Here is a 17790-nt window from a genome sequence, read left to right as displayed (position 1 = left end):
GGCCGCCCGGCGCCTACCTCTACCTCACCCCCGACACCGACCCCGTTCCCGAGGAGCAGGAGCACGACCATGACGACCACCCCGACCCGGCCGCGCCCGACGCCGCTGGACCTGGCGAACGCGGCCGCCGACCGCGCCCTGACCCGCGGGGCCGTGGTCACGGATGAGCCGTTCCGGCTGCTGTGGGAGAAGGGGATCCTGCGCTCACCGCTGATCCCCCACCACCGGCTGGTCGCACTCGCGCTCGCCAGCCGCGCCGACTACGCCACCGGCCGCATCCCCGCCGACCGGCAGCCGTTCCTCGACGGACTGGTGGCCGACACCCAGCTCAACCGCGGCCAGGTGGCCGTCGCGCTGAACGTGCTCCTCCAGCGCGGCTGGGTCCGGCGCGCTGCCAAGGACCGCTACCGGGCCTACGAGAGCGCCCGGCTCCGCCTCACCATCCCCGCGCTGCTGCTCAAAGGCATGCGCCGCTCCTCCTGACGACGAACGGACACACCGTGAAGACCAAGACCCTGCACTGGACCGACTCCCTGACCGACAGCGTGTACGCCCTGTGGGAGACGGCCACCGAGTACCGCACCGCATACCTGCACGCCTACCTCGCCCGCCACAACGCGGAGTTCGACCGCCGCCGCATCCACGACGGCGTCATCGGCATCTGCAGGCGGCTGAACGACCGCGGCGACACCCGCCACCACCGCCGTGCCCCTCACTTCCACGCCCTGTCCCTGATCAGCGACGCCTACCGGCGCGCCGAGCGGGAGCTGCAGCAGCGGTACGAGGACGCCGCCCTGCTGTACGCCTCCGGCGCGGCCTGGGCCATCGCCAGCGTCCAGCGCAGCGAGACCCCGCCGGTGGTGGAGTTCACCGAGGCTGACGGGCAGCTGGCCCACCACGGTCTGGAGATCAGCGGCCTGGACCGCTACGCCGGAGCGCACGCACTGCGGGTCGCGTACCAGGACCTGGCGGTGAAGCTCGGCGCGGCCGGCTACGCCGAGGACCTGGCCGCCCGCGAGTACCTCGCCGACCACGAGGCCGGCGAACTGCACGCCGCCCTCGACGACGCCGCCGGTATCGCCGATGCCGCCTACGCCTACGGCCAGCTCGCCCACAAGGCCCTGCACTTCGTGCTGCTCGAGCCGATCCGGGACCGCGAGCGCCAGCTGGCCCTCGCCCGCGCCCTGCGCGCCGCCTCCGACAACTGACCGATCTTCCGTTTGGAGTTGACCCCGATGTCCGCCGTGCCGCGACGAGCAGCAGCAGCTGCTCCGTGCCAGGAGCCGCCCAGCGCGGCCACCCAGGCACACCCGCGCGCCGGCGGACAGCGGGTCCGCGTCCCCCTGCGCCTGGTCGTAGGTGCTCAGTACGCCGATGCGGCCCTGAGCGTCTACGTCAAGATCGCAGCACTCGCCCAGCGCGCCGAAGGCTGTACCGCCCGCGTGGAGACAATCGCCGGGTACCTCGGCATGTCCAAGTCGGCTGTTGAGCGGGCTCTGAAGCAGTTGCGCAACCCCGACCCCATCGACGGCCTGGTGGAGGTGCCGACCCTACGGCGCACCCTTCCCGGCGGCCGCGGCCAGTCCGCCCTGCGCACCGTACGGCCCGCCGAACCGGACGAGCTGTTCGTGTGGATCCCGGTGCGCGCCGCCGAGGCCCTGACCCCGCGCCTGCTGCGCCTGTACGCGCTGATCGCGTACGCGGTCGCCCGGTCCATCCCGGTGTCGGCCGCCGACCTCGGCGAGCTGCTGCGCCACCAGACCGGCAAACAGGCCGGCGAGCACCTCGGCGAGCGCCAGGCCCGCCGCCTGGTCGACGAGCTGGGCGCGCTCGGCTGGATCACCGTGGACCACCGGGCCGGTCACCAGGGCCGCCACGCCTACACCGTCCACCGTCACCCGCTGCTGGCCGGTGCGGACATCCATGACGGATCCGGTCCGGACTCCTCTGACGGATCCCTCACGTCTAGGGAAGACCCCAGGACTGACCGACCTGCGATGAGGCGCCGGGGTGATCTTTCCCTCCGCCGTAGGCGTCTACCGCAAGTAGCGCGAGGCCCTGTGGAAAACCGCGCTCCGGCGACCTTCCGCCCGGCGGTGGGCCGGGCCACAGACGGCGGCAGCAGCCGGAGGCCGCTGGACGGATCCGGTCCGACGCTGTCCGCCCGAGCGTGGGCGGTACTCGAGCCCGTACGGCACCTGCTCGCCGACGCCACGCTGACGTCGTGGGCGGTCGGCCGGATCGAGACCGAGATCAGTCGGCAGCTCGCCGCCGGGGTCGGCATGGAGCGGATCACCACCCGCCTCACCCGCCGCTACGCCGGGCTCACCGGCGAGGTCCGCGACGGCGCCCGCTGGATCATCGGCGTAGGTCTACCCCGCGACGGCCTCAACCGGCCCAACGCCTGCGCCCTGGACGTCTGCGAGGACGGCACCATCTGGCACACCGGCCAGCCCTGCGGCGTGTGTGCCGACCTCGCCGCCGCGGCCGCCGCCCGCACCGCCGAGGGCCTACCGCCCCCGCCCCCGCCGGCTCCGCCCCCGCCCGTGCCCGCTGAGGACTGGATCCCGGTACCGCGCCCGGTCCCGGACGGGGCCACACCACCGGAGCTGACCCGGGCGCAGCGCGCGGCCCTGCGCGAGGCCGCCACCACCGCCGACGTGCTGGCCGCCGTCACGGCGTACGGACGCGCGGCCGCCGGGCGGCTGTACGGCCTGCGCCTGGTCAGCGAGGCCCTGAACCACTTGGACGAATACCACCCCGAAGGAGCGCCCCATGCCGCCTCTCAGTGACCACGACGTCATCCCCTGCCCGACCTGCGGCGCCCGGATCCGGTGGACCGTCACCGCCGCCGGAAAGGGCCTGGCCGTCAACGCCGACCCCGACCCGGCCGGCAACACCGCCGTGTACGCCGACGTCACCGGCCGGTTGCGCTCACGCGGGCTGACGAAGGAGCGGCCGACCCTCGAACACGCCGAATGGCGCGCCGTGCCACACATCGCCACCTGCACCGCCCCCAGGCCGCGCACCGGGCGCAGCAACGGCGGCGCCGCGCGGCAGCGGGCAGGGGTCCGGCCGGTGCGCTGGCAAGGGTGGCAGCGGTGAGCACCGCCTGGGAGCGGCTGATGTCCGAGGCCATCCCCACCGGCACCTTTGGCGACGCCCAACCGTCCCAGCACCGCGCCCAGTCCGGCTCACGCCCCTGGACCACCCAGGAGCAGCTCGACCACCGCCACGCCCTCGATGAGGCCCTCGACGGCTGGGAGTACGCCGGAGAAACCCGCACCCCGCACACCACCCGCCACCTCCGCCCCGTCCCCGAAACCCCCGCCGCCTGACCGCCGAAGGAGCGCCCCGTGGTCATCCGCTGCCTGTCCTGCCGAGCCCCCCGCAACCCGCGCACGTACCTGTGCCGGTCGTGCTGGTACCAGCTGCCGGTAACCACCCGCGTCCGCCTCACCCGGCCCGACAGCTACGCCCTGGCCCGGCTGCGGGAGCTGAACGGCCAGCTGACCGCCGGCGTGCCGCTCGGCGAGATCGAGGTGGCCGCGTGATCACCCCGTACGCCCGCATCGCCGGGCTCACCGCCACCGCGCTCACGCTGGCCGCCCTGGCCGTGCTGTACGCCCGGGCCGACGTCGGACCCATGGCGGCCGGCCACACCGCGGCCGCCCTGGTCGTCGCTGAGGCCGCCCGCTACGCCTACCGCACCGCCGCCCAGGAACGTGCGGCCGCCATCGCAGCCGAGCGGCGCGCCCGCGCGCACCTCTCCACCGACCGGATCCTGGCCGATCGCATCAGCCTCGGCTGGGCCGACCTCGAGGACACCTGCTGCCTCGAGCACTGGGCCAGCCGCGGCACCGCCCACGAACCAAGCTGCATGCACTGGAAGGAACCGACCCCATGACCGAGCCCCAGCACCCCACCGACACCTGCCGTCCCGTGGAGATCGACGGTGAGCTGATCCGTGTACGCATCAGCGGTGATCTGAGCGACGAGTCGCGGGCCGCCCTCGCGGAGATCATCCGGGCAGCCAAGCGCAAGTTCGCCGCCGAGCACCCGCCCTGGCACACCGCCGACACCATCACCAGCGACGCACTCGACGTCCTGTACGCGCGAGCGGAGCACGCCGACAGCGTCACCGCTCAGGCCAAACGTCTACTCACCAGGCGCACCGAGACGCTGCGTGAGCGCGCCGAGCGCGCCGAGGCCGCTCTCGCAGCAGCCAACGCCCGTGCCGACAAGCTCAGCGCCACGCTCTGCGACGTGCTCAGCCACCTGGTCCACCCAGGCCACCCCGGCGAACCCTGCCTGCGGACCGGATGGATCAGCGTCAAGACCGTCGACCGCTGGCGTGCCGCCCTCACCTGGACGGATCCGAGCTGGCAGTGCCCCAACTGCGGTGGGCTCGTCCCCCACAGCCAGCAGGACGTCCACCTCCGCAGCGAGGCCGAGGCCGCCCTCGACCGCGTGCGCGACGCCGCCACCCTCCGCCGACAGGGACTCATCAGCCAGCTGGAGCTGTACGCGGTAATCGACGCCGCCCTCGAGGAGCCCGGCCAGCCTGAGCCCGAGCCGGACAGCAACGACGGCCACGACTGGGAAAGCCGCCGCGACCCGTGGATCTGTGGCCACTGCCAGATGTCGCACCCCAAATGGGTGCTCAGCCAGAACCGTGAGCCCTGCCCCGGACCGGCCACCCCGAGCGCCGCCCTCGACGAGCCCAAGGAGCCCACGACGTGAACTGTCCGACCTGCCGAAGCGGCCTCGATGACGCTGATGCCTGCCCGGCCTGCACACACCGCGTCCTCGGCTGGCTCGCCGAACTCCCGCTCCTGGTGCCGCTCCTCGAGGACCTGATGCACCCGACGGCCGGCCCGGCCCGGCGCGGCGGCGGTGGCCGCGCACACTCCCCGGCCCCTGTCGACCTGCGAGTCCTGGACCTCCTCGGCCCCGGGCAGCCGGTCCTCATCGCCGACCCGCACGGCGACCAAACCGGCGGCATCCCGCTCACCGCCCTGCTGTACGGGTGGGCCCGCTACATCGCCACCGAGCACCCGGCCGTACGGCGCGACCGGCACGGTACCGCGCACATCGACCGGTGCGACAGCGCCTGGTCCCGCCACGGCGGGGACGTCGCCGCCTGGTGCGCCTGGCTCACCGGCTACGTCCCGTACGCCATGACCCGCCCGTGGGCTCCCGAGATGTACGACCAGCTCGAGGACGCCGTACGCCGCGCCCGGTCCCTGACCGGCACCGTGGTCCGCCGCACCCCCAAGGACGCCCCCTGTCCGGCCTGTACGGCGTTCGCGCTCGTCGCGATCGATGGGGAGTGGCATGTGGAGTGCGAGGCGTGCGGCCACCGGCTCACTCCTGACGAGTACGACGCGCACCGCGCCGAGGTTATGCCCGCTCTGGCGGCCATCGCGCTGCACCACCTCCTGCCGCGCATGAGCGCGGCGTGACAGCGCGAAGCCCCCGCCCGCTGGGCGGGGGCCCGCAGACGCGCGGCTTACTCGTCCGAGGCCGGCGGCTTGCCCTTCAGGTCAGTGCGCCAGCCAGGCCGAGTTACCCGGTTCCTGAAGTACGGGGCGGCCAGCCGGTAGTCGACGGCGTTCGTCTTGCCGACCCTCATCACCGGGGGGAAGGCCGGGTCCTCCCGGGAGATCTTCGACAGCCGCTGATGCGAGATCGTCTCCACGATCCCGTCAGCAACGAGTCTCCGCGCGAGCTCGCGGAACGACACCATGTCCGGCCCTCCTTCGGCTTCGGCCATGGGCACCATCCTGTCTGACCCTGTTGCCATGTGGCAACAGGGTCGGTACGTTGATTCCGGCAACAAGGAACGGCCCCGGTCGGGCTTCCACACACCGACCGGGGCCAGCCATCAACCTGCGCAACCAGGAGATGACCATGCCCGAGCGTACCTACCCGTCCCAGGCCGAAGAAGGTCTGCGCCGCGCCGCCACCGCCGTCCCCCGCCAGGACGTCAGCGACACGCTCCTGGCCATCGCGGACCGCCTGACCGACGTCCGCCCCGACGGCCCCATGCGCGAGCCGCTGCGCATGGCCCTGGCCTTGCGCTTCTCCCAGGCCCACTACGGCGTCGGCGAGGGCACCGAGGCCCTCGAACGCGCCGTCCTGGCCCTCATGCCGCGCATCACCCGCCCGATCACCCGCGGCGAGTACGGGCTGATCCTGCACCGCGCCGCCCGCTGACCACCCCGGCCGGCCGGGCCCCGGACCACCCCCGCCGAGGCCCGGCCACCCTCACGCTCCAAGGAGCCACCCCGTGACCGCTGACCAGCTCACCCGGTGGGCTGTCGAACACCCCTGGCCGACCGCCACCGCAGCCGCCACCGTCCTACTCATCACCGCCGCCGCTACCTGGAGTGCGGTGCGCGCCGTCCGCAGCGCTACCTCCGGCGCGGTCGTTGTCGCCGCCGCCGGTGCACTGGTGTGTACCGCCTACTCGGCGGACACCAGCTGGCGGTTCGCCGGCAACTGGCTCGGCATGACGGACACGACCGAGCGGGCCGTGATGTTCGCGGCCGCCGAGGTCGCCCTGCTCGCCTGCGGCATCATGGCCCGCGCCAACAAGGCCGCCACCGCTACCGACACCGAGGCAGGCACGCCCGGGGTGCCCGGGGTGCTCGTCTGGGTCATCACCGGCGTGCAGATCATCCCGTGCTACGCCGAGTCCGGCCTGATCGGCGGCACCGTCCGCGCGGTCATCGGCCCCGTGATGGCCGGTCTGCTCTGGCACCTCGCCATGGGCCTGGAAATCCGGGTAGCACGCCCAGCCGCCCTGTCCACCGGCCTACCCGCCCTCATCGGCCGCGAGCTGCGTGAACGGCTCCTGTCCTACCTGGGGCTGGCGACCCGGGACCGTACCGCGGAGCAGATCACCCGCGACCGGGCCACCGCCCGCGCCGTACGCCTCGGAGCCCGCCGCCGCCTCGGCCCCTGGGGACGCGCCCGCCTCGCCGCCGCCGTCTCCCGCGCCCAGGCCGGCACCAACGCCACCCAGCGGCACCGGCTCCTGCAGGACCTCGCCGCGCGCCGTACCTCCGGCGAGCTGCGCACCATGGCCCTACCTTCCCCGTGGGTAGTCGACTTGGTACCCGAGCCCTACCCGGCTACCCCGCTCGGCGTGACCGGCGCCCAACTCCGGGCCATGGACCCGCTCGCCGCCGTGCGCCAGGTGCACGCGGCGCGCCCGGGTGCTACCCCGGCCGAACTCGCCGCGCTGCTCACCGAGTACGGGGTACCCGTCTCCGAGGCCCAGGTACGGGTAGCTACCCGAGCGGGCAACCCGCCTGCCGCGCCCCGCGCGCCCCATCCGGTCGCGGCGCCCGCCGAGCGCCCCGAACTCGCCGCCGTACCCGATCCGCTACCCGGCGCGGACGCCGAGGTACCCGGCTCTGGCCTGCACCTCTACCTCGCCCCGATGCCCGAGGTACACCCTGAGGTAGCCGCACCCGCGCCCGTGTCGGCCGCGCGGGTAGACCGGCCGCGCCGCGTGCACGCACAGGTACCCCTGCCCGACTGGGCGCGCTGGATGACCCCGCGGCCGCCGGACCACGGCGAGCAGGCCGACCCGCCCGCTACCTCCCACGACCCCACCGACAATCCGGAGCCGCTACCCGGCGACCCGGCAGGTAGCGACCCCCTACTCGACAGGGCCCGCAAGGTGAACGCCGCCTACCTCGACCTGCACGGCCGCCCGGCACCCGTCGCCGTCCTCAAGTCCATGCTGCGCATCGGCCAGGACAAGGCCCAGCAGCTGCGCGACCAACTGCAGCCGGACCGGAGGACCGCGTGATGCCCCTCACCCTGATCGGGTTCGGCACGGCCGCCATGGTCGCCGGCCTGGCGCTCGTCGTCCTCGCCCCGCGCACCGTCCGGGCCGAGTACGCGGTGCCCGCCGTGAAGACCGTCGCGCTCGTCACCGCCGCTGCGGCCGCCGTCGCCGCCCTCTTCCACCTCTAAGGACCCCTCCATGCCGTACATGGCCATCAACTTGGGCGGCGTCGCCATCGGCGTCGGCATCGTCGTCGTCTTCCTCATCCGCTGGCACCTCCGCGAGAAAAGGAGGTTCGGCGCCCTGGTGCCGTTCGTACTCTCCCTGCTGTACGGGATGCTCCTCGCCCTGGCCGCACTCGGCGCCTGGTCGCTCCTCGGAATGACCACCTGGGTCGCCCTGTGGGCCGGGAATGTCGCCGGATACGTCGGCCTCGTCTTTGGCGTCGGCGGCACCGCGCCGGACGTCACCCGCGCACAGCAACTCGCCCTGACGCCCGGCGGTTACGTGATCGTCTTCCTGATCACCATCGCACTCGCCGCATTCCTCTACTGGGGGCCCCGCACGTCCACACTCAAGATCGTCTTTGGGTGTTTGGCCGGGATCCTCATGGCCCTGTCCGGCAACGTCGCCGGGGTCGCGGCCATCCCGCTCGGCAGCGGCGTGAACCTCGCCGGCTCGGCGTTCACCGGGGTCTTCGGATGAGCGAGATCGAGCAGCCGACCGAGCCGGAGCCCAGCGGCGAGCCGGACGAGCCCAGGGGAGTGAGCGAGCGCACCGCCCGCCTGATCCTGTGCGTCGTCGCGGCGCTCGCTGTGTGGGGGATCGTCGCCGTCTTCCCGTGGATCGCGTACATCGCCCTCGGCGTCCTGCTGTGCCTCGGCTGGCAGCGCGGCCACGCCCGCTGGACCGCCCGTCAAGACGCCCAGGCCGAGGACAAGACCCCGGAGGAACCCGAACCCGAGAAGGACATGGGCACGGCGCTGCGGCATCTCGTCGGCGACGACAACGGCGTCCTGCTCACCGGGCTCCGCGACTACCTCAAACTGCCCGACACCCGCACCGTGCGGAACCTCCTGCACGCGTCCGGCATCCGGGTCCGTGAAGGCGTGCGTACGAGCGGCGGGAATGGGCCGGGGGTCCACCAGGACGACATCCCGCCCGCCCCTCCCCTCACCGACGGCGCGCCCGGGGACGGTTGTTGTTGCAGGTCAGACACCAACGCCAACACCAACAACAAGCACCCGACCAGCCGCCGAGAGGGGTTGCGTGTAGAGGCCATCGGACAAGCGGGGGCAGTCGTTCACGACGTCTCCGAGGGTCGCCGCCACCACGCGGTGCGCACCCGCTGAAGCCCCGGGGCGGCCGCATCCGCCAAGACACCGGCCGCCCCGGTTCCCATCCCACACGAGAGACAGGACCGCCATCATGGCACCGCTGAAGAAGACCATGCCGACCCGCGACCCGAAGCAGGCCGTCCCCGAGAACCCCCACAGCAACCAGTACTCCGCGATCACTGGCGGCTACACCAACCGCGAAGAGAAGCCTGTGCCGGGCGCCCCGAAGAAGGGATGATGGCGGCATGACCGAGCGCTTCCGCTACAGCGGGCCAGCGACCATCGGCGGCATCAACTACCCCTCCGTGACGCTGACCGAGGAACCGCCCGAAGCCGGGGTCCGCTACTGGACTGGTGCGACATCCTTCCCGGCCGCCAGCGCGCCCGAGGGCTTCTCCGCCGACTGCGGGGCCCATGGCCCCGTCCGGGTGGTGCTGCCCGACGGCCGCACCGGCATGGCCTACCTCGACGTCCGCCGCGAAGGCACCGACTGGACACTGCGCCGCACAGGGGCCGGCGCCGCTCCGATGTAGGCGCCCCGCCCCCGCGAGACCGGCCCCGCCGCGCACGCCCCCGTCACGGCGGGGCCAACCCACACGACTGGACAAGATCGCGACTTAGCGTCACACTGCTGCCAGCAGCACACGTGTGCCCATCGAGCCCCTGCCCCACCAGGCGGGGGCTTTCGCGTTACCCAGGAAGGAGCCCCATGGCCACCACCTGGCTCACCACCGCCGAGGCCGCCGCCCACGCCGACCGCGCCCGCCAGCTCATCACCGCCGGCGCCGCCCGCATCCGGCCCGCCACCATCCGACAGTGGGCCACCCGCGGCCACCTCCAAGCCGCCGGCCTCGACGAGGACAACCGCCCCCTGTACCGCCTCGCCGACGTCGCCCGCGCCGAACTCGCCACCCGCGCCCGCGCGCTGCGCCTGGTCGGCATCACCTCACCGAGCCCGAACTGACATGGCCGGTCGCGCCGACCTCACCTCGTACGCCTACCGCAAGGCCCGCGCCCGCGTCCTGGCCGAGTCCGACGTCTGCATCATGTGCGGCCACGGCCAGGCCGACGCCACCGACCACGTCATCCCCGTGAGCAAGGGCGGCGCCCAGACCGACCCCGACAACCTCGCCCCGATCCACGGCGTCGACGGCTGCCCGGTCTGCGGACGCAAGTGCAACAACGACAAGGGCAACAAGTCCCTGGCCGAGCTCACCCGCCTGGTCACCTCCCGCGACTGGTACGCCGGACCGTAGAGAGGACACACCGTGGTGGACGTCAGCAGCATCACCTACCTGGAGATCGACGGCCAGGACATGACCGACTACATCCAGACCAAGCCCACCTCCTGGACCAAGAGACACCAACTGCACGTCCGCCACCAGGTCGAGTCCCGGCCCGGGCCAGCCGAACCCGACGGCACCCAGTGGATCGAGCACCGCGCGACCGGCATGGTGCACCTGCTGTGCAACTGCGGCTACACCTCCGGCTGGATCCCCGTACAGGAACTGCCCAGCATGGGGGAGCTCCTCGACCGCCACGGCGTGGCTACGACGTAGGGAGGGCGCGCGATGCCGAACGCCATCTACCGCTACGAGATCCCCGTGGACGACCAGTGGCACGAGCTGGAGCTGACCGGCGCCGTCCTGCACACCGCCGCCCGCACGCCCGACGTGGTCGAGCTCTGGGCCCTGCACACCACCAGCCCCACGCCTCGCCGTAGCTTCCGCGTGTTCGGCACCGGCCAGCCCCTGCCGGCCGAGCCGCTGCGCCACGTCGGCACCGCCCTCACCGCGCATGGTGCCCTGGTGTGGCACGTGATGGAGCGCGTGTGACCTGCATCAACGTCCGCTATCCCGCGAGCTCGCTGACCGGCCAGGCCCGGGCGCGCCCCGGTTTTTAGCGGTGATCATCCTCCCAGCCCCGCGCCCAGCTTTTTTATTTCTCTCCCTGGCCCCTCCCAGGGGCCGCCATGATCGCGGGTCGGCCTTCGGCATATAGGGGAGGCGATGATGGCGGCTCGCCCCCTCGAGATTGGCGAGGCTGGCGCACGGGTGGCGGCCCAGGTCGCCGCCTGCCGCCAACGCCGCGGCTGGGATCAGCAGACCCTCGCCGCGCGGGTGTCTGAGTCCGGCCGCCCCATGAGCACCTCCGTCCTCGGCAAGATCGAGGCGAGCGCCCGACGGGTGGACGTCGACGACCTGGTGGCGATCGCTGCCGCCCTCGGTGTCCGGCCGGCCCGCCTGCTGACCGACACCGACCAGGACCAGGAGGACCCCGACCCGTTCGCCGAGGCATCCGCGCCCGGCATGGTGCGGCGGCGCGTGCTGGAGGACATCGACGCGCTCGGTCCCCTCGAGGACCTGGACCCCACGGCGCCGACCCTGGCCGCGGTAGCGGTGCGGCTGGCGCAGGAGATCGACGCGCCCGCCTCGCTCGGCAACAGCCTGCACGCCCTGGCCAAGGAACTGCGTGCGGTCCTGGCCGAGCTGCGGGGCCTGGCGCCCAAGGAGCCGCACGATGACGACGACCTCGGTGACCTGGCGTCCCCCGACTGAGTTCGTCGATCAGTGCCGCGAGCTGTACGGGCTGAACTGCCCGCCGATGTGGGGCACCCCGCGCCGCCCCGAACTGCCCACCCTGGGCGGCAAGGTCGCCAAGGTCATGGAGCGGCTCGGGTACACGCCGATGCCGTGGCAGCGATACGTGTGGGACGTCGCCCTCGAACTCGACCCGGCTACGGGGATGTTCTGGCACCGCAATGTCGGGCTGTCCGTACCGCGCCAGCAGGGCAAGACTCAGGGCATCCTCGCGGTCAAGGTCCATCGCGCCAGCGCGTGGAAGCGGCAGCGGATCATCTACGCCGCCCAGACGCGGTCGATGGCGCGGGAGCGGTGGGAAGACGAGTTCTGGGTCACCATCGAGGCCTCGCGTCTGGCGCGCCGATTCCACATCCGGAAGAACAACGGCCACGAAGCGATCATCAACCGGTCCACCCGGTCGCGGATCGGCATCACGTCCAACACCGAGAAGGCTGGCCACGGGCCGCCGCTCGACCTGGGCGTGATCGACGAGGCGTTCGCGCACGAGGACGACCGGCTTGAGCAGGCTTTCAGCCCCGCCATGCTGACCCGGCCCATGGCGCAGCTGTGGTGGGCGTCCGCCGGCGGCACCGAGAAGTCTGTCTTCCTCAACAAGAAGCGGAAGGCCGGACGGGAGTTGATCGAGGAGCTGTGGAAGACCGGGGTGCACCCGCGTACGGCGTACTTCGAGTGGTTCGCTCCGGACGACCTGCCCCGGGATGATCCGGCGACCTGGTGGGCGACGCTGCCCGCCCTCGGGCACACGGTGACCGAGGACACGATCCGCGCCGAGCTCGAAACGCTGGACCCGGCCGAGTTCGACCGGGCCTACCTCAACCGGACCCGCAAGGCCGCGCCGCCGGTCGACCCGAACGTGCCCAAGGCGTCGTGGCCGGGCCTGGTTGATAAGGAGTCCCGGCCGAGTGGGCCGATGGCGCTGGCCGTCGATGTCTCCCAGGACCGGGCCCATGCCTCGATCGGCGTGGCGATCCGTCGGCCTGATGGGCGGGTGCACCTGGAGCTGGTCGACCGGCGCGCCGGTACGGACTGGGTGGTGCCTGCCGTGGTGCGGCTCAAGAGGCTGTGGAATCCGCTGGTGGTCGCCATCGGCTCCTCGAGCACCCCGGCCGGATCGCTCATCGACGACCTGGTGGCCGCCGGTATCACCGTGCCCGAGGCCAAGGAGAAGAAGGCCCCGCACCGCGGGCACCTGGTGGTCGTGCGGACCGGTGACATGACCGAGGCGTGCGGGCAGCTGGCGGATGCGATGCGGCAGGGCACCGACCGGCACCTGGACCAGGCGCCGCTCACGGCCGCTGTCAACGGCGCCCGCACGCGGCGGGTCGGCGACGCGTGGACGCTCGACCGCACCAGCAGCCTCGTCGACATCTCCCCGCTGGTCGCCGTCACCGAGGCCCGGTGGGCGCTGCTCACCAAGGGGCCGGCCGTGGTCGACGACTACGACGTCCTCGATTCGATCTACTGAGAGGAGCGGTGTGGTGCGCGAGCAGATGACCACGTGGCTCGACGTCCTGGGCCTGCTGCTCGTCGCGGCCGGCGCCGCGGCGGGCGCGTACCGGCTGCTGGGCTGGGCGGCGCTGGCCGTGGCGGGCGTCGTGGTCCTGGCCGGTTCCCTGACCGCCGCCCGCAGGGGCGGGGGAGGTGAGGGCCCGTGAGCCTGTTCGGACCCTCCCGCCGCTCGTGGGCTCCGCCGACCGCCGATCAGCTCATCCCGCGCCGCCCGGACCGGCGCGCGGGTAATGCGCTGGTGACCAACGAGTCCGCCATGCGGAACTCGGCGGTGTGGGCGTGTCTGCGGCTGCGGGCCAACCTGATCTCCACCATGCCGGTCGACGTCTACCGCAAGGTGGGCGGGATCCAGGTGGAGGTGCCCAAGCCCCCCGTCCTGCAGAAGCCGGGCGGCGAGCGGGTGGACATCGTCGAATGGCTGTACTCCAGCCAGATCGACCTCGACCGCGCGGGCAACTGCGTCGGCATCATCACCGCGCTCGACGGGCTCGGCTTCCCTGCCCGGATAGAGCTGGTACCGATTGCCGAGGTGACCGTCCGTGTGAAGGCCGGCGCGCTGTACAAGTACCGGATCGGCGGTGAGGAGTTCGACCCGTCCCGGATCTGGCACGAACGCCAGTACACGCTGTCGGGCATGCATGTAGGCCTGTCCCCGGTGGCGTTCGCGGCTTACTCGATCGGCGAGTACCAGTCGATTCAGCAGTTCGCGCTCGACTGGTTCGGCAACGGCGCCGTCCCCTCGGCGCACCTGAAGAACACCGCCAAGACGATCGACCTGGCCTCCGCCGAGGAGACCAAACGGCGCTTCAAGGCGGCCACTCAGAACGGGGACATCTTCGTCACCGGCCAGGACTGGGACTACAAGATGATCCAGGCCGAGGCGGCCGGCTCGGACTGGATCGAGGCCAAGCGGTACGGCATCGCCGACATCGCGCGGTTTTTCGACTGCCCTGGTGACCTGATCGACGCGGCCGCCTCCGGCAGCTCGGTGACCTACGCGAACATCGGACAGCGCAACCTGCAGTTCCTGATCATGTCTCTCGGCCCGGCGATCATCCGGCGGGAGAACGCGCTGTCCTCGCTCACCTCCCGGCCGCGGTTCGTGAAGCTCAACAGCGATGCGCTGCTGCGCATGGACCCGCAGAGCCGCGCGCAGATGCTGCGCACCCAGATCGAGTCCCGGCAGCTGGCGCCGTCCGAGGCGCGCGAGCTCGAGGACCGGCCGCCGTTCACCGAGTCCCAGCTGGCCGAGTTCGACCGGCTGTTCGGCAAGGGCACCAGCCCCACCCCGACTCCGCAGCCCATCCCCGCAACCCCAGGAGCGACGCCATGACCACCATGACCGCCTTGCGGGAGCAGGCCGCCGCCGCGCGGTCCGCCGCCGCCGGCACCACCGCCATGCCCGTCCCCCGCGACCGGCCCGAATCCCCCGAGCTGCGGTTCTCCTCCCAGCTGCGCGCCAAGAAGGTCGAGCGCGACGGACAGGAGTGGTACCAGATCGAGGGCTACGCCTCGGCGTTCGAGCAGGGCTATGAGATGTGGGACATGTTCGGCCCCTACACCGAGATCGTCAGCCACGGCGCGGCCGACGCCACCTTGGCGGCCGACCCCGAGGTGGTGTTCCGGTTCAACCACGCCGGAACCCCCATGGCCGGGACGAGGAACGGCAGGCTGCAACTGTGGGCGGACGACGCGGGCCTGGGGCAGCGGGCGTGGGTCAACCCCAAGCGGGCCGATGTGCAGCTGCTCGTCCAGGCCCTCGAGGACGACGACGTACGCGAGCAGTCGTTCATGTTCCGCATCACCTCGGGCCAGTGGTCCCCGGACTACACCGAGTACCGCATCAACTCCTTCGACCTGGACCGCGGTGACGTCGGCCCCGTCACCTACGGCGCCAACCCCCACACCTCGGTGAGCGCCCGGTCCGGCGAGTTCCTCGCCTCCATCCCCAACCTGCCGCCGATCGTCGCCCGCGAGGCGTACGAGCGGCTGGCAGCACGGTCGGATCTGACCATCCCGGCCACCCGCGCCACGGTGCCCGCGACGGCACCGGCCGCGCCGGCGGCCCCGACGGACGCGCCCAAGATGGGCCGCTCCATCGCGATGCTCCGAACCCGGCTGCTCGTGTCCGACGACGACTACTGAGCACGCCGCCCCCTCTTCTTTCCCCGGCACGCCCTCCGGCAGATCGCCCGGAGGCGGGACCAGGGCCCATGCCCGGCAGATGCCCCGGGCCGCCCGGTCGCGCCGCAACACACCACCACCCGATCTACCGGAAGGACTACCGGCATGCCCGGAACCATTGACGACCTGATCGCCTCGATCGAGGTCGAGCTGGAGGCCGCCCACAAGCGGCTGAAGAAGTGCGGCGCCGAGGTGCAGCTGATCCTCGACAAGGCGCAGCAGGACGGCCGTTCGGCCCTCACCGTGGAAGAGGATGAGCGGGTCGCCGAGCTGTTCGCCGGCCGGGACCAGGCCCGCAGCGACATCGCGGGCATCGAGAACAAGCTGGCCAACGCCAACAAGATCAAGACTGAGGAGATGGAGCGGGAGCAGAAGGCCCGGGAAGCCAAGCCGACCCAGGCCCGCCGCCCCTCCTACGACCAGGTCGCCCGCGTCGGCAACGAGGAGCGCACCTACCGCAAGGACCAGGACCCCCTCGGCAAGGGCTTCCTGATGGACATCTCCCGCCAGTTCCTCTTCCAGGACGTGGAGGCGTCCTCCCGCCTGGCCCGGCACATGCAGGAAGAGCGGGTCGAGCGGGCGGAGTACATGCAGCGCGCGACCGGCACCGGCTCGTTCGCCGGCCTGACCGTGCCGCAGTACCTCACCGACCTGTACGCACCGGCCACCGCCGCGCTGCGGCCGTTCGCCGACGTGTGCAACAAGCACCCGCTGCCCGAGTCGGGCATGTCGATCGAGATCTCCCGCATCACCACGTCCTCGGACGCGGGACTGCAGGCCTCGCAGAACACGGCCGTCACCAACCAGGACATGGACGACACCCTGCTGACCGTCCCGGTGCAGACCGCGGCCGGGCAGCAGACCGTCTCCCGCCAGGCCATCGACCGCGGCAACGGCATCGAGGACGTCACCATGCAGGACTTGTTCAACCGGGTTGCGACCCGGCTGGACACCACCCTGCTCAACCAGGCCACCACCGGCCTGAGCGCCGTGGCGCAGGCCAATGCCTACACCGACGCCAGCCCCACCGGCGCCGAGATGTACCCGAAGATCCTCGGTGCGGCCGCGGGTGTGGAGGCCAACCTGCTCGCGATGGGCGCGCCCAGCCACGCGGTGATGCACTCGCGGCGCTGGTACTGGCTGTCCAGCCAGATGTCCTCGACATGGCCGATGATCAACACTGTCGGTCTGCCGGTCCAGGCGAGCGGCCAGCTCAACCCCAACAGCAGCTACGCCTCCGGCCCCCGGGGTGTACTGCCGTGCGGGCTCGAGGTCATCGTCGACAACAACATCGCCACGAACCTCGGCGCGGGCACCAACGAGGACGAGCTGTACGTCGTCCCCGCCTCGGAGTGCCACCTGTGGGAGGACCCGAACGCGCCGCTGTTCATCCGGGCCGAGCAGCCGGCCGCGGCCAGCCTCGGCGTGCTCCTGGTCGCCTACTCGTACTTCGCCTACACCTTCGGCCGCTACGTCAACGGCATGCAGAAGGTGGGCGGTACGGGCCTGGTCACCCCGGCGTTCTGATCCGGCCAGGGCGCCGGACGGCGACGAACCGTCCGGCGCCTTGCTGCTACACGCCTTCGCGAAGGGATGGAACGTGGGACTCAGGAACGTACAGGCCGAGGTGGCCTTGCCCTCGGCAGCGCGCGGCGCGGGCACCTACACCAGCGGGCCCCTGGCCGCCGCGGGCACGGCGGCCGATGTGCTGCTGTCCGTGCACTGCACGGCCGCATCCGGCACGCCGACGCTCGACTGCTCGCTGGAGGAGTCGGCCGACGGCAGCACCTGGACGGCCGTGCCCGGCAGCGCGGCCGCGCAGCTGGCCGCGGTCGGCAACCGGGTGGCGGGGGCCGGGATCACGAAGAACTACGTCCGCGTCACCAGCACGGTCGGCGGCACCACGCCGAGCATGACGTACCGCGTCGCGCTGTGGATCAGGCCGGAGTGAGCTGATGGCAACCATTCAGGCCATGGCCGGCGGGACCCTGCCGAACCAGGCGACGCTGTCGAACGCCCAGACCGGCAATGGCGTATCCACCAACGTCGCAGACCGCGGCGGCGTCACCGAGCGCCCCGCGCTGCTGAAGATCACGACCACCGTCGGTGCGACGCCGACGTGTACGTACGCGATCGAGGGCAGCGCGGATGGCACCAGCTGGTTCCCCGTGGCCTACGCCGACTCGGCAACCCCGGAAACCGTGAGCGTCGCGACCTTCCAGCTCACGACCGCGACGACCACCTACAAGATCCTCCGGCCGGACCAGCCGTGGCGGTTCGTGCGGCTGGCGTACTCGGCGAACACGAACGTCACTAACAGCGCTGACGTCACGATCTTCTAAGGAGAAAGCAC

At 72.0% G+C, this 17790-nt stretch carries 29 protein-coding genes; 28 read left to right on the top strand and 1 reads right to left on the bottom strand.

Annotated elements, in window-relative coordinates; translation table 11 throughout:
• The first annotated feature begins 69 nt into the window (after window positions 1-69).
• Genes AMK26_RS10630 through AMK26_RS10590 form a run of 9 tightly spaced genes read left to right on the top strand, consistent with a single transcriptional unit; the run spans window position 70 to window position 5465 of the window.
• The gene (locus tag AMK26_RS10630; protein ID WP_073754261.1) at window positions 70-483 is read left to right on the top strand and encodes a hypothetical protein; all 414 of its coding nucleotides are present in this window, start codon (window positions 70-72) and stop codon (window positions 481-483) included.
• Between the two features lie 17 nt (window positions 484-500).
• Window positions 501-1208: a hypothetical protein gene (locus AMK26_RS10625; protein ID WP_073754260.1), complete on the top strand. Its 708-nt coding sequence runs from the start codon at window positions 501-503 to the stop codon at window positions 1206-1208.
• Between the two features lie 27 nt (window positions 1209-1235).
• On the top strand, window positions 1236-2792 hold the full coding sequence (locus AMK26_RS10620) for a helix-turn-helix domain-containing protein (RefSeq protein ID WP_073754259.1): 1557 nt from the start codon (window positions 1236-1238) through the stop codon (window positions 2790-2792).
• On the top strand, window positions 2776-3105 hold the full coding sequence (locus AMK26_RS10615) for a hypothetical protein (protein ID WP_073754258.1): 330 nt from the start codon (window positions 2776-2778) through the stop codon (window positions 3103-3105). Before AMK26_RS10620 ends, AMK26_RS10615 begins: the two co-directional genes overlap by 17 nt.
• Entirely contained in the window at window positions 3102-3338 is a 237-nt protein-coding gene (locus AMK26_RS10610; RefSeq protein WP_073754257.1) for a hypothetical protein, read from the top strand. The genes AMK26_RS10615 and AMK26_RS10610 overlap by 4 nt, the downstream gene beginning before the upstream one ends.
• Before the next feature lie 18 nt (window positions 3339-3356).
• Complete coding sequence (locus AMK26_RS10605; protein WP_073754256.1) at window positions 3357-3554, top strand: hypothetical protein; 198 nt, start codon at window positions 3357-3359, stop codon at window positions 3552-3554.
• On the top strand, window positions 3551-3907 hold the full coding sequence (locus AMK26_RS10600; RefSeq protein WP_073754255.1) for a hypothetical protein: 357 nt from the start codon (window positions 3551-3553) through the stop codon (window positions 3905-3907). Before AMK26_RS10605 ends, AMK26_RS10600 begins: the two co-directional genes overlap by 4 nt.
• Window positions 3904-4743 carry a hypothetical protein gene (locus tag AMK26_RS10595; RefSeq protein WP_073754254.1) on the top strand — a complete coding sequence of 280 codons (840 nt, stop codon included), beginning with the start codon at window positions 3904-3906 and terminating at the stop codon, window positions 4741-4743. Before AMK26_RS10600 ends, AMK26_RS10595 begins: the two co-directional genes overlap by 4 nt.
• On the top strand, window positions 4740-5465 hold the full coding sequence (locus AMK26_RS10590; protein WP_241837854.1) for a hypothetical protein: 726 nt from the start codon (window positions 4740-4742) through the stop codon (window positions 5463-5465). Before AMK26_RS10595 ends, AMK26_RS10590 begins: the two co-directional genes overlap by 4 nt.
• Window positions 5466-5512: 47 nt before the next feature.
• Here the strand turns inward: AMK26_RS10590 and AMK26_RS10585 are convergent, their stop codons facing one another.
• Window positions 5513-5776: a hypothetical protein gene (locus AMK26_RS10585; RefSeq protein ID WP_241837853.1), complete on the bottom strand. Its 264-nt coding sequence runs from the start codon at window positions 5774-5776 to the stop codon at window positions 5513-5515.
• A gap of 137 nt (window positions 5777-5913) precedes the next feature.
• Between AMK26_RS10585 and AMK26_RS10580 the strand changes: the two genes are divergently transcribed.
• The 19 genes from AMK26_RS10580 (at window position 5914) to AMK26_RS10500 (ending at window position 17779) form a co-directional block, all read left to right on the top strand.
• Window positions 5914-6219 (top strand): hypothetical protein, encoded by a 306-nt coding sequence (locus AMK26_RS10580; RefSeq protein WP_241837852.1) that lies wholly within the window; start codon window positions 5914-5916, stop codon window positions 6217-6219.
• 73 nt (window positions 6220-6292) lie between these two features.
• Window positions 6293-7825: a hypothetical protein gene (locus AMK26_RS10575; RefSeq protein WP_073754251.1), complete on the top strand. Its 1533-nt coding sequence runs from the start codon at window positions 6293-6295 to the stop codon at window positions 7823-7825.
• Window positions 7825-7992 carry a hypothetical protein gene (locus tag AMK26_RS36920; RefSeq protein ID WP_158071109.1) on the top strand — a complete coding sequence of 56 codons (168 nt, stop codon included), beginning with the start codon at window positions 7825-7827 and terminating at the stop codon, window positions 7990-7992. Before AMK26_RS10575 ends, AMK26_RS36920 begins: the two co-directional genes overlap by 1 nt.
• Before the next feature lie 19 nt (window positions 7993-8011).
• Window positions 8012-8509, top strand: a complete 498-nt coding sequence (locus AMK26_RS10570) for a hypothetical protein (RefSeq protein WP_143608489.1) — start codon at window positions 8012-8014, stop codon at window positions 8507-8509.
• A complete protein-coding gene (locus AMK26_RS10565; RefSeq protein ID WP_073754249.1) occupies window positions 8506-9156 on the top strand; it encodes a hypothetical protein in 651 nt (216 codons plus the stop codon). Before AMK26_RS10570 ends, AMK26_RS10565 begins: the two co-directional genes overlap by 4 nt.
• Before the next feature lie 76 nt (window positions 9157-9232).
• Entirely contained in the window at window positions 9233-9379 is a 147-nt protein-coding gene (locus AMK26_RS36915) for a hypothetical protein (protein WP_158071108.1), read from the top strand.
• A gap of 7 nt (window positions 9380-9386) precedes the next feature.
• Window positions 9387-9674, top strand: coding sequence for a hypothetical protein (locus AMK26_RS10560; RefSeq protein ID WP_073754248.1), 288 nt, complete (start codon window positions 9387-9389; stop codon window positions 9672-9674).
• A 176-nt stretch (window positions 9675-9850) separates the two neighbouring features.
• Window positions 9851-10105, top strand: coding sequence for a MerR family transcriptional regulator (locus AMK26_RS10555; RefSeq protein ID WP_073754247.1), 255 nt, complete (start codon window positions 9851-9853; stop codon window positions 10103-10105).
• 1 nt (window position 10106) lies between these two features.
• Window positions 10107-10397: an HNH endonuclease gene (locus tag AMK26_RS10550; RefSeq protein WP_073754246.1), complete on the top strand. Its 291-nt coding sequence runs from the start codon at window positions 10107-10109 to the stop codon at window positions 10395-10397.
• Between the two features lie 15 nt (window positions 10398-10412).
• Window positions 10413-10700 (top strand): hypothetical protein, encoded by a 288-nt coding sequence (locus AMK26_RS10545; protein ID WP_143608487.1) that lies wholly within the window; start codon window positions 10413-10415, stop codon window positions 10698-10700.
• Between the two features lie 12 nt (window positions 10701-10712).
• Window positions 10713-10976, top strand: coding sequence for a DUF7352 domain-containing protein (locus tag AMK26_RS10540; protein ID WP_073754244.1), 264 nt, complete (start codon window positions 10713-10715; stop codon window positions 10974-10976).
• Between the two features lie 174 nt (window positions 10977-11150).
• Window positions 11151-11699 (top strand): helix-turn-helix domain-containing protein, encoded by a 549-nt coding sequence (locus tag AMK26_RS10535; protein WP_338015569.1) that lies wholly within the window; start codon window positions 11151-11153, stop codon window positions 11697-11699.
• Window positions 11662-13209, top strand: coding sequence for a terminase (locus AMK26_RS10530; protein WP_079277535.1), 1548 nt, complete (start codon window positions 11662-11664; stop codon window positions 13207-13209). Before AMK26_RS10535 ends, AMK26_RS10530 begins: the two co-directional genes overlap by 38 nt.
• Before the next feature lie 13 nt (window positions 13210-13222).
• Window positions 13223-13399: a hypothetical protein gene (locus AMK26_RS10525; RefSeq protein WP_198944027.1), complete on the top strand. Its 177-nt coding sequence runs from the start codon at window positions 13223-13225 to the stop codon at window positions 13397-13399.
• Window positions 13396-14586 (top strand): phage portal protein, encoded by a 1191-nt coding sequence (locus tag AMK26_RS10520; protein ID WP_073754241.1) that lies wholly within the window; start codon window positions 13396-13398, stop codon window positions 14584-14586. Before AMK26_RS10525 ends, AMK26_RS10520 begins: the two co-directional genes overlap by 4 nt.
• On the top strand, window positions 14583-15398 hold the full coding sequence (locus AMK26_RS10515) for an HK97 family phage prohead protease (protein WP_073754240.1): 816 nt from the start codon (window positions 14583-14585) through the stop codon (window positions 15396-15398). Before AMK26_RS10520 ends, AMK26_RS10515 begins: the two co-directional genes overlap by 4 nt.
• A 144-nt stretch (window positions 15399-15542) precedes the next feature.
• Window positions 15543-16964 (top strand): phage major capsid family protein, encoded by a 1422-nt coding sequence (locus AMK26_RS10510; protein WP_073754239.1) that lies wholly within the window; start codon window positions 15543-15545, stop codon window positions 16962-16964.
• Between the two features lie 73 nt (window positions 16965-17037).
• Window positions 17038-17388: a hypothetical protein gene (locus tag AMK26_RS10505; protein WP_143608485.1), complete on the top strand. Its 351-nt coding sequence runs from the start codon at window positions 17038-17040 to the stop codon at window positions 17386-17388.
• A gap of 4 nt (window positions 17389-17392) precedes the next feature.
• Window positions 17393-17779, top strand: coding sequence for a hypothetical protein (locus tag AMK26_RS10500; protein WP_143608483.1), 387 nt, complete (start codon window positions 17393-17395; stop codon window positions 17777-17779).
• Window positions 17780-17790: the final 11 nt, after the last annotated feature.

The sequence above is a fragment of the Streptomyces sp. CB03234 genome (assembly GCF_001905885.1).
Taxonomy (GTDB): Bacteria; Actinomycetota; Actinomycetes; order Streptomycetales; family Streptomycetaceae; genus Streptomyces.
This window is presented reverse-complemented; position numbering and strand designations above follow the sequence as displayed.

Excerpts from the sequence above, each read along its gene's own strand:
- AMK26_RS10630 (WP_073754261.1), top strand. The coding sequence starts at position 70 with ATGACGACCACCCCGACCCGGCCGCGCCCGACGCCGCTGGACCTGGCG.
- AMK26_RS10620 (WP_073754259.1), top strand. The coding sequence starts at position 1,236 with ATGTCCGCCGTGCCGCGACGAGCAGCAGCAGCTGCTCCGTGCCAGGAG.
- AMK26_RS10615 (WP_073754258.1), top strand. The coding sequence starts at position 2,776 with ATGCCGCCTCTCAGTGACCACGACGTCATCCCCTGCCCGACCTGCGGC.
- AMK26_RS10595 (WP_073754254.1), top strand. The coding sequence starts at position 3,904 with ATGACCGAGCCCCAGCACCCCACCGACACCTGCCGTCCCGTGGAGATC.
- AMK26_RS10585 (WP_241837853.1), bottom strand. The coding sequence starts at position 5,776 with ATGGCCGAAGCCGAAGGAGGGCCGGACATGGTGTCGTTCCGCGAGCTC.
- AMK26_RS10580 (WP_241837852.1), top strand. The coding sequence starts at position 5,914 with ATGCCCGAGCGTACCTACCCGTCCCAGGCCGAAGAAGGTCTGCGCCGC.
- AMK26_RS36920 (WP_158071109.1), top strand. The coding sequence starts at position 7,825 with ATGCCCCTCACCCTGATCGGGTTCGGCACGGCCGCCATGGTCGCCGGC.
- AMK26_RS10570 (WP_143608489.1), top strand. The coding sequence starts at position 8,012 with ATGGCCATCAACTTGGGCGGCGTCGCCATCGGCGTCGGCATCGTCGTC.
- AMK26_RS10565 (WP_073754249.1), top strand. The coding sequence starts at position 8,506 with ATGAGCGAGATCGAGCAGCCGACCGAGCCGGAGCCCAGCGGCGAGCCG.
- AMK26_RS36915 (WP_158071108.1), top strand. The coding sequence starts at position 9,233 with ATGGCACCGCTGAAGAAGACCATGCCGACCCGCGACCCGAAGCAGGCC.
- AMK26_RS10560 (WP_073754248.1), top strand. The coding sequence starts at position 9,387 with ATGACCGAGCGCTTCCGCTACAGCGGGCCAGCGACCATCGGCGGCATC.
- AMK26_RS10555 (WP_073754247.1), top strand. The coding sequence starts at position 9,851 with ATGGCCACCACCTGGCTCACCACCGCCGAGGCCGCCGCCCACGCCGAC.
- AMK26_RS10550 (WP_073754246.1), top strand. The coding sequence starts at position 10,107 with ATGGCCGGTCGCGCCGACCTCACCTCGTACGCCTACCGCAAGGCCCGC.
- AMK26_RS10540 (WP_073754244.1), top strand. The coding sequence starts at position 10,713 with ATGCCGAACGCCATCTACCGCTACGAGATCCCCGTGGACGACCAGTGG.
- AMK26_RS10535 (WP_338015569.1), top strand. The coding sequence starts at position 11,151 with ATGATGGCGGCTCGCCCCCTCGAGATTGGCGAGGCTGGCGCACGGGTG.
- AMK26_RS10530 (WP_079277535.1), top strand. The coding sequence starts at position 11,662 with ATGACGACGACCTCGGTGACCTGGCGTCCCCCGACTGAGTTCGTCGAT.
- AMK26_RS10515 (WP_073754240.1), top strand. The coding sequence starts at position 14,583 with ATGACCACCATGACCGCCTTGCGGGAGCAGGCCGCCGCCGCGCGGTCC.
- AMK26_RS10510 (WP_073754239.1), top strand. The coding sequence starts at position 15,543 with ATGCCCGGAACCATTGACGACCTGATCGCCTCGATCGAGGTCGAGCTG.
- AMK26_RS10500 (WP_143608483.1), top strand. The coding sequence starts at position 17,393 with ATGGCAACCATTCAGGCCATGGCCGGCGGGACCCTGCCGAACCAGGCG.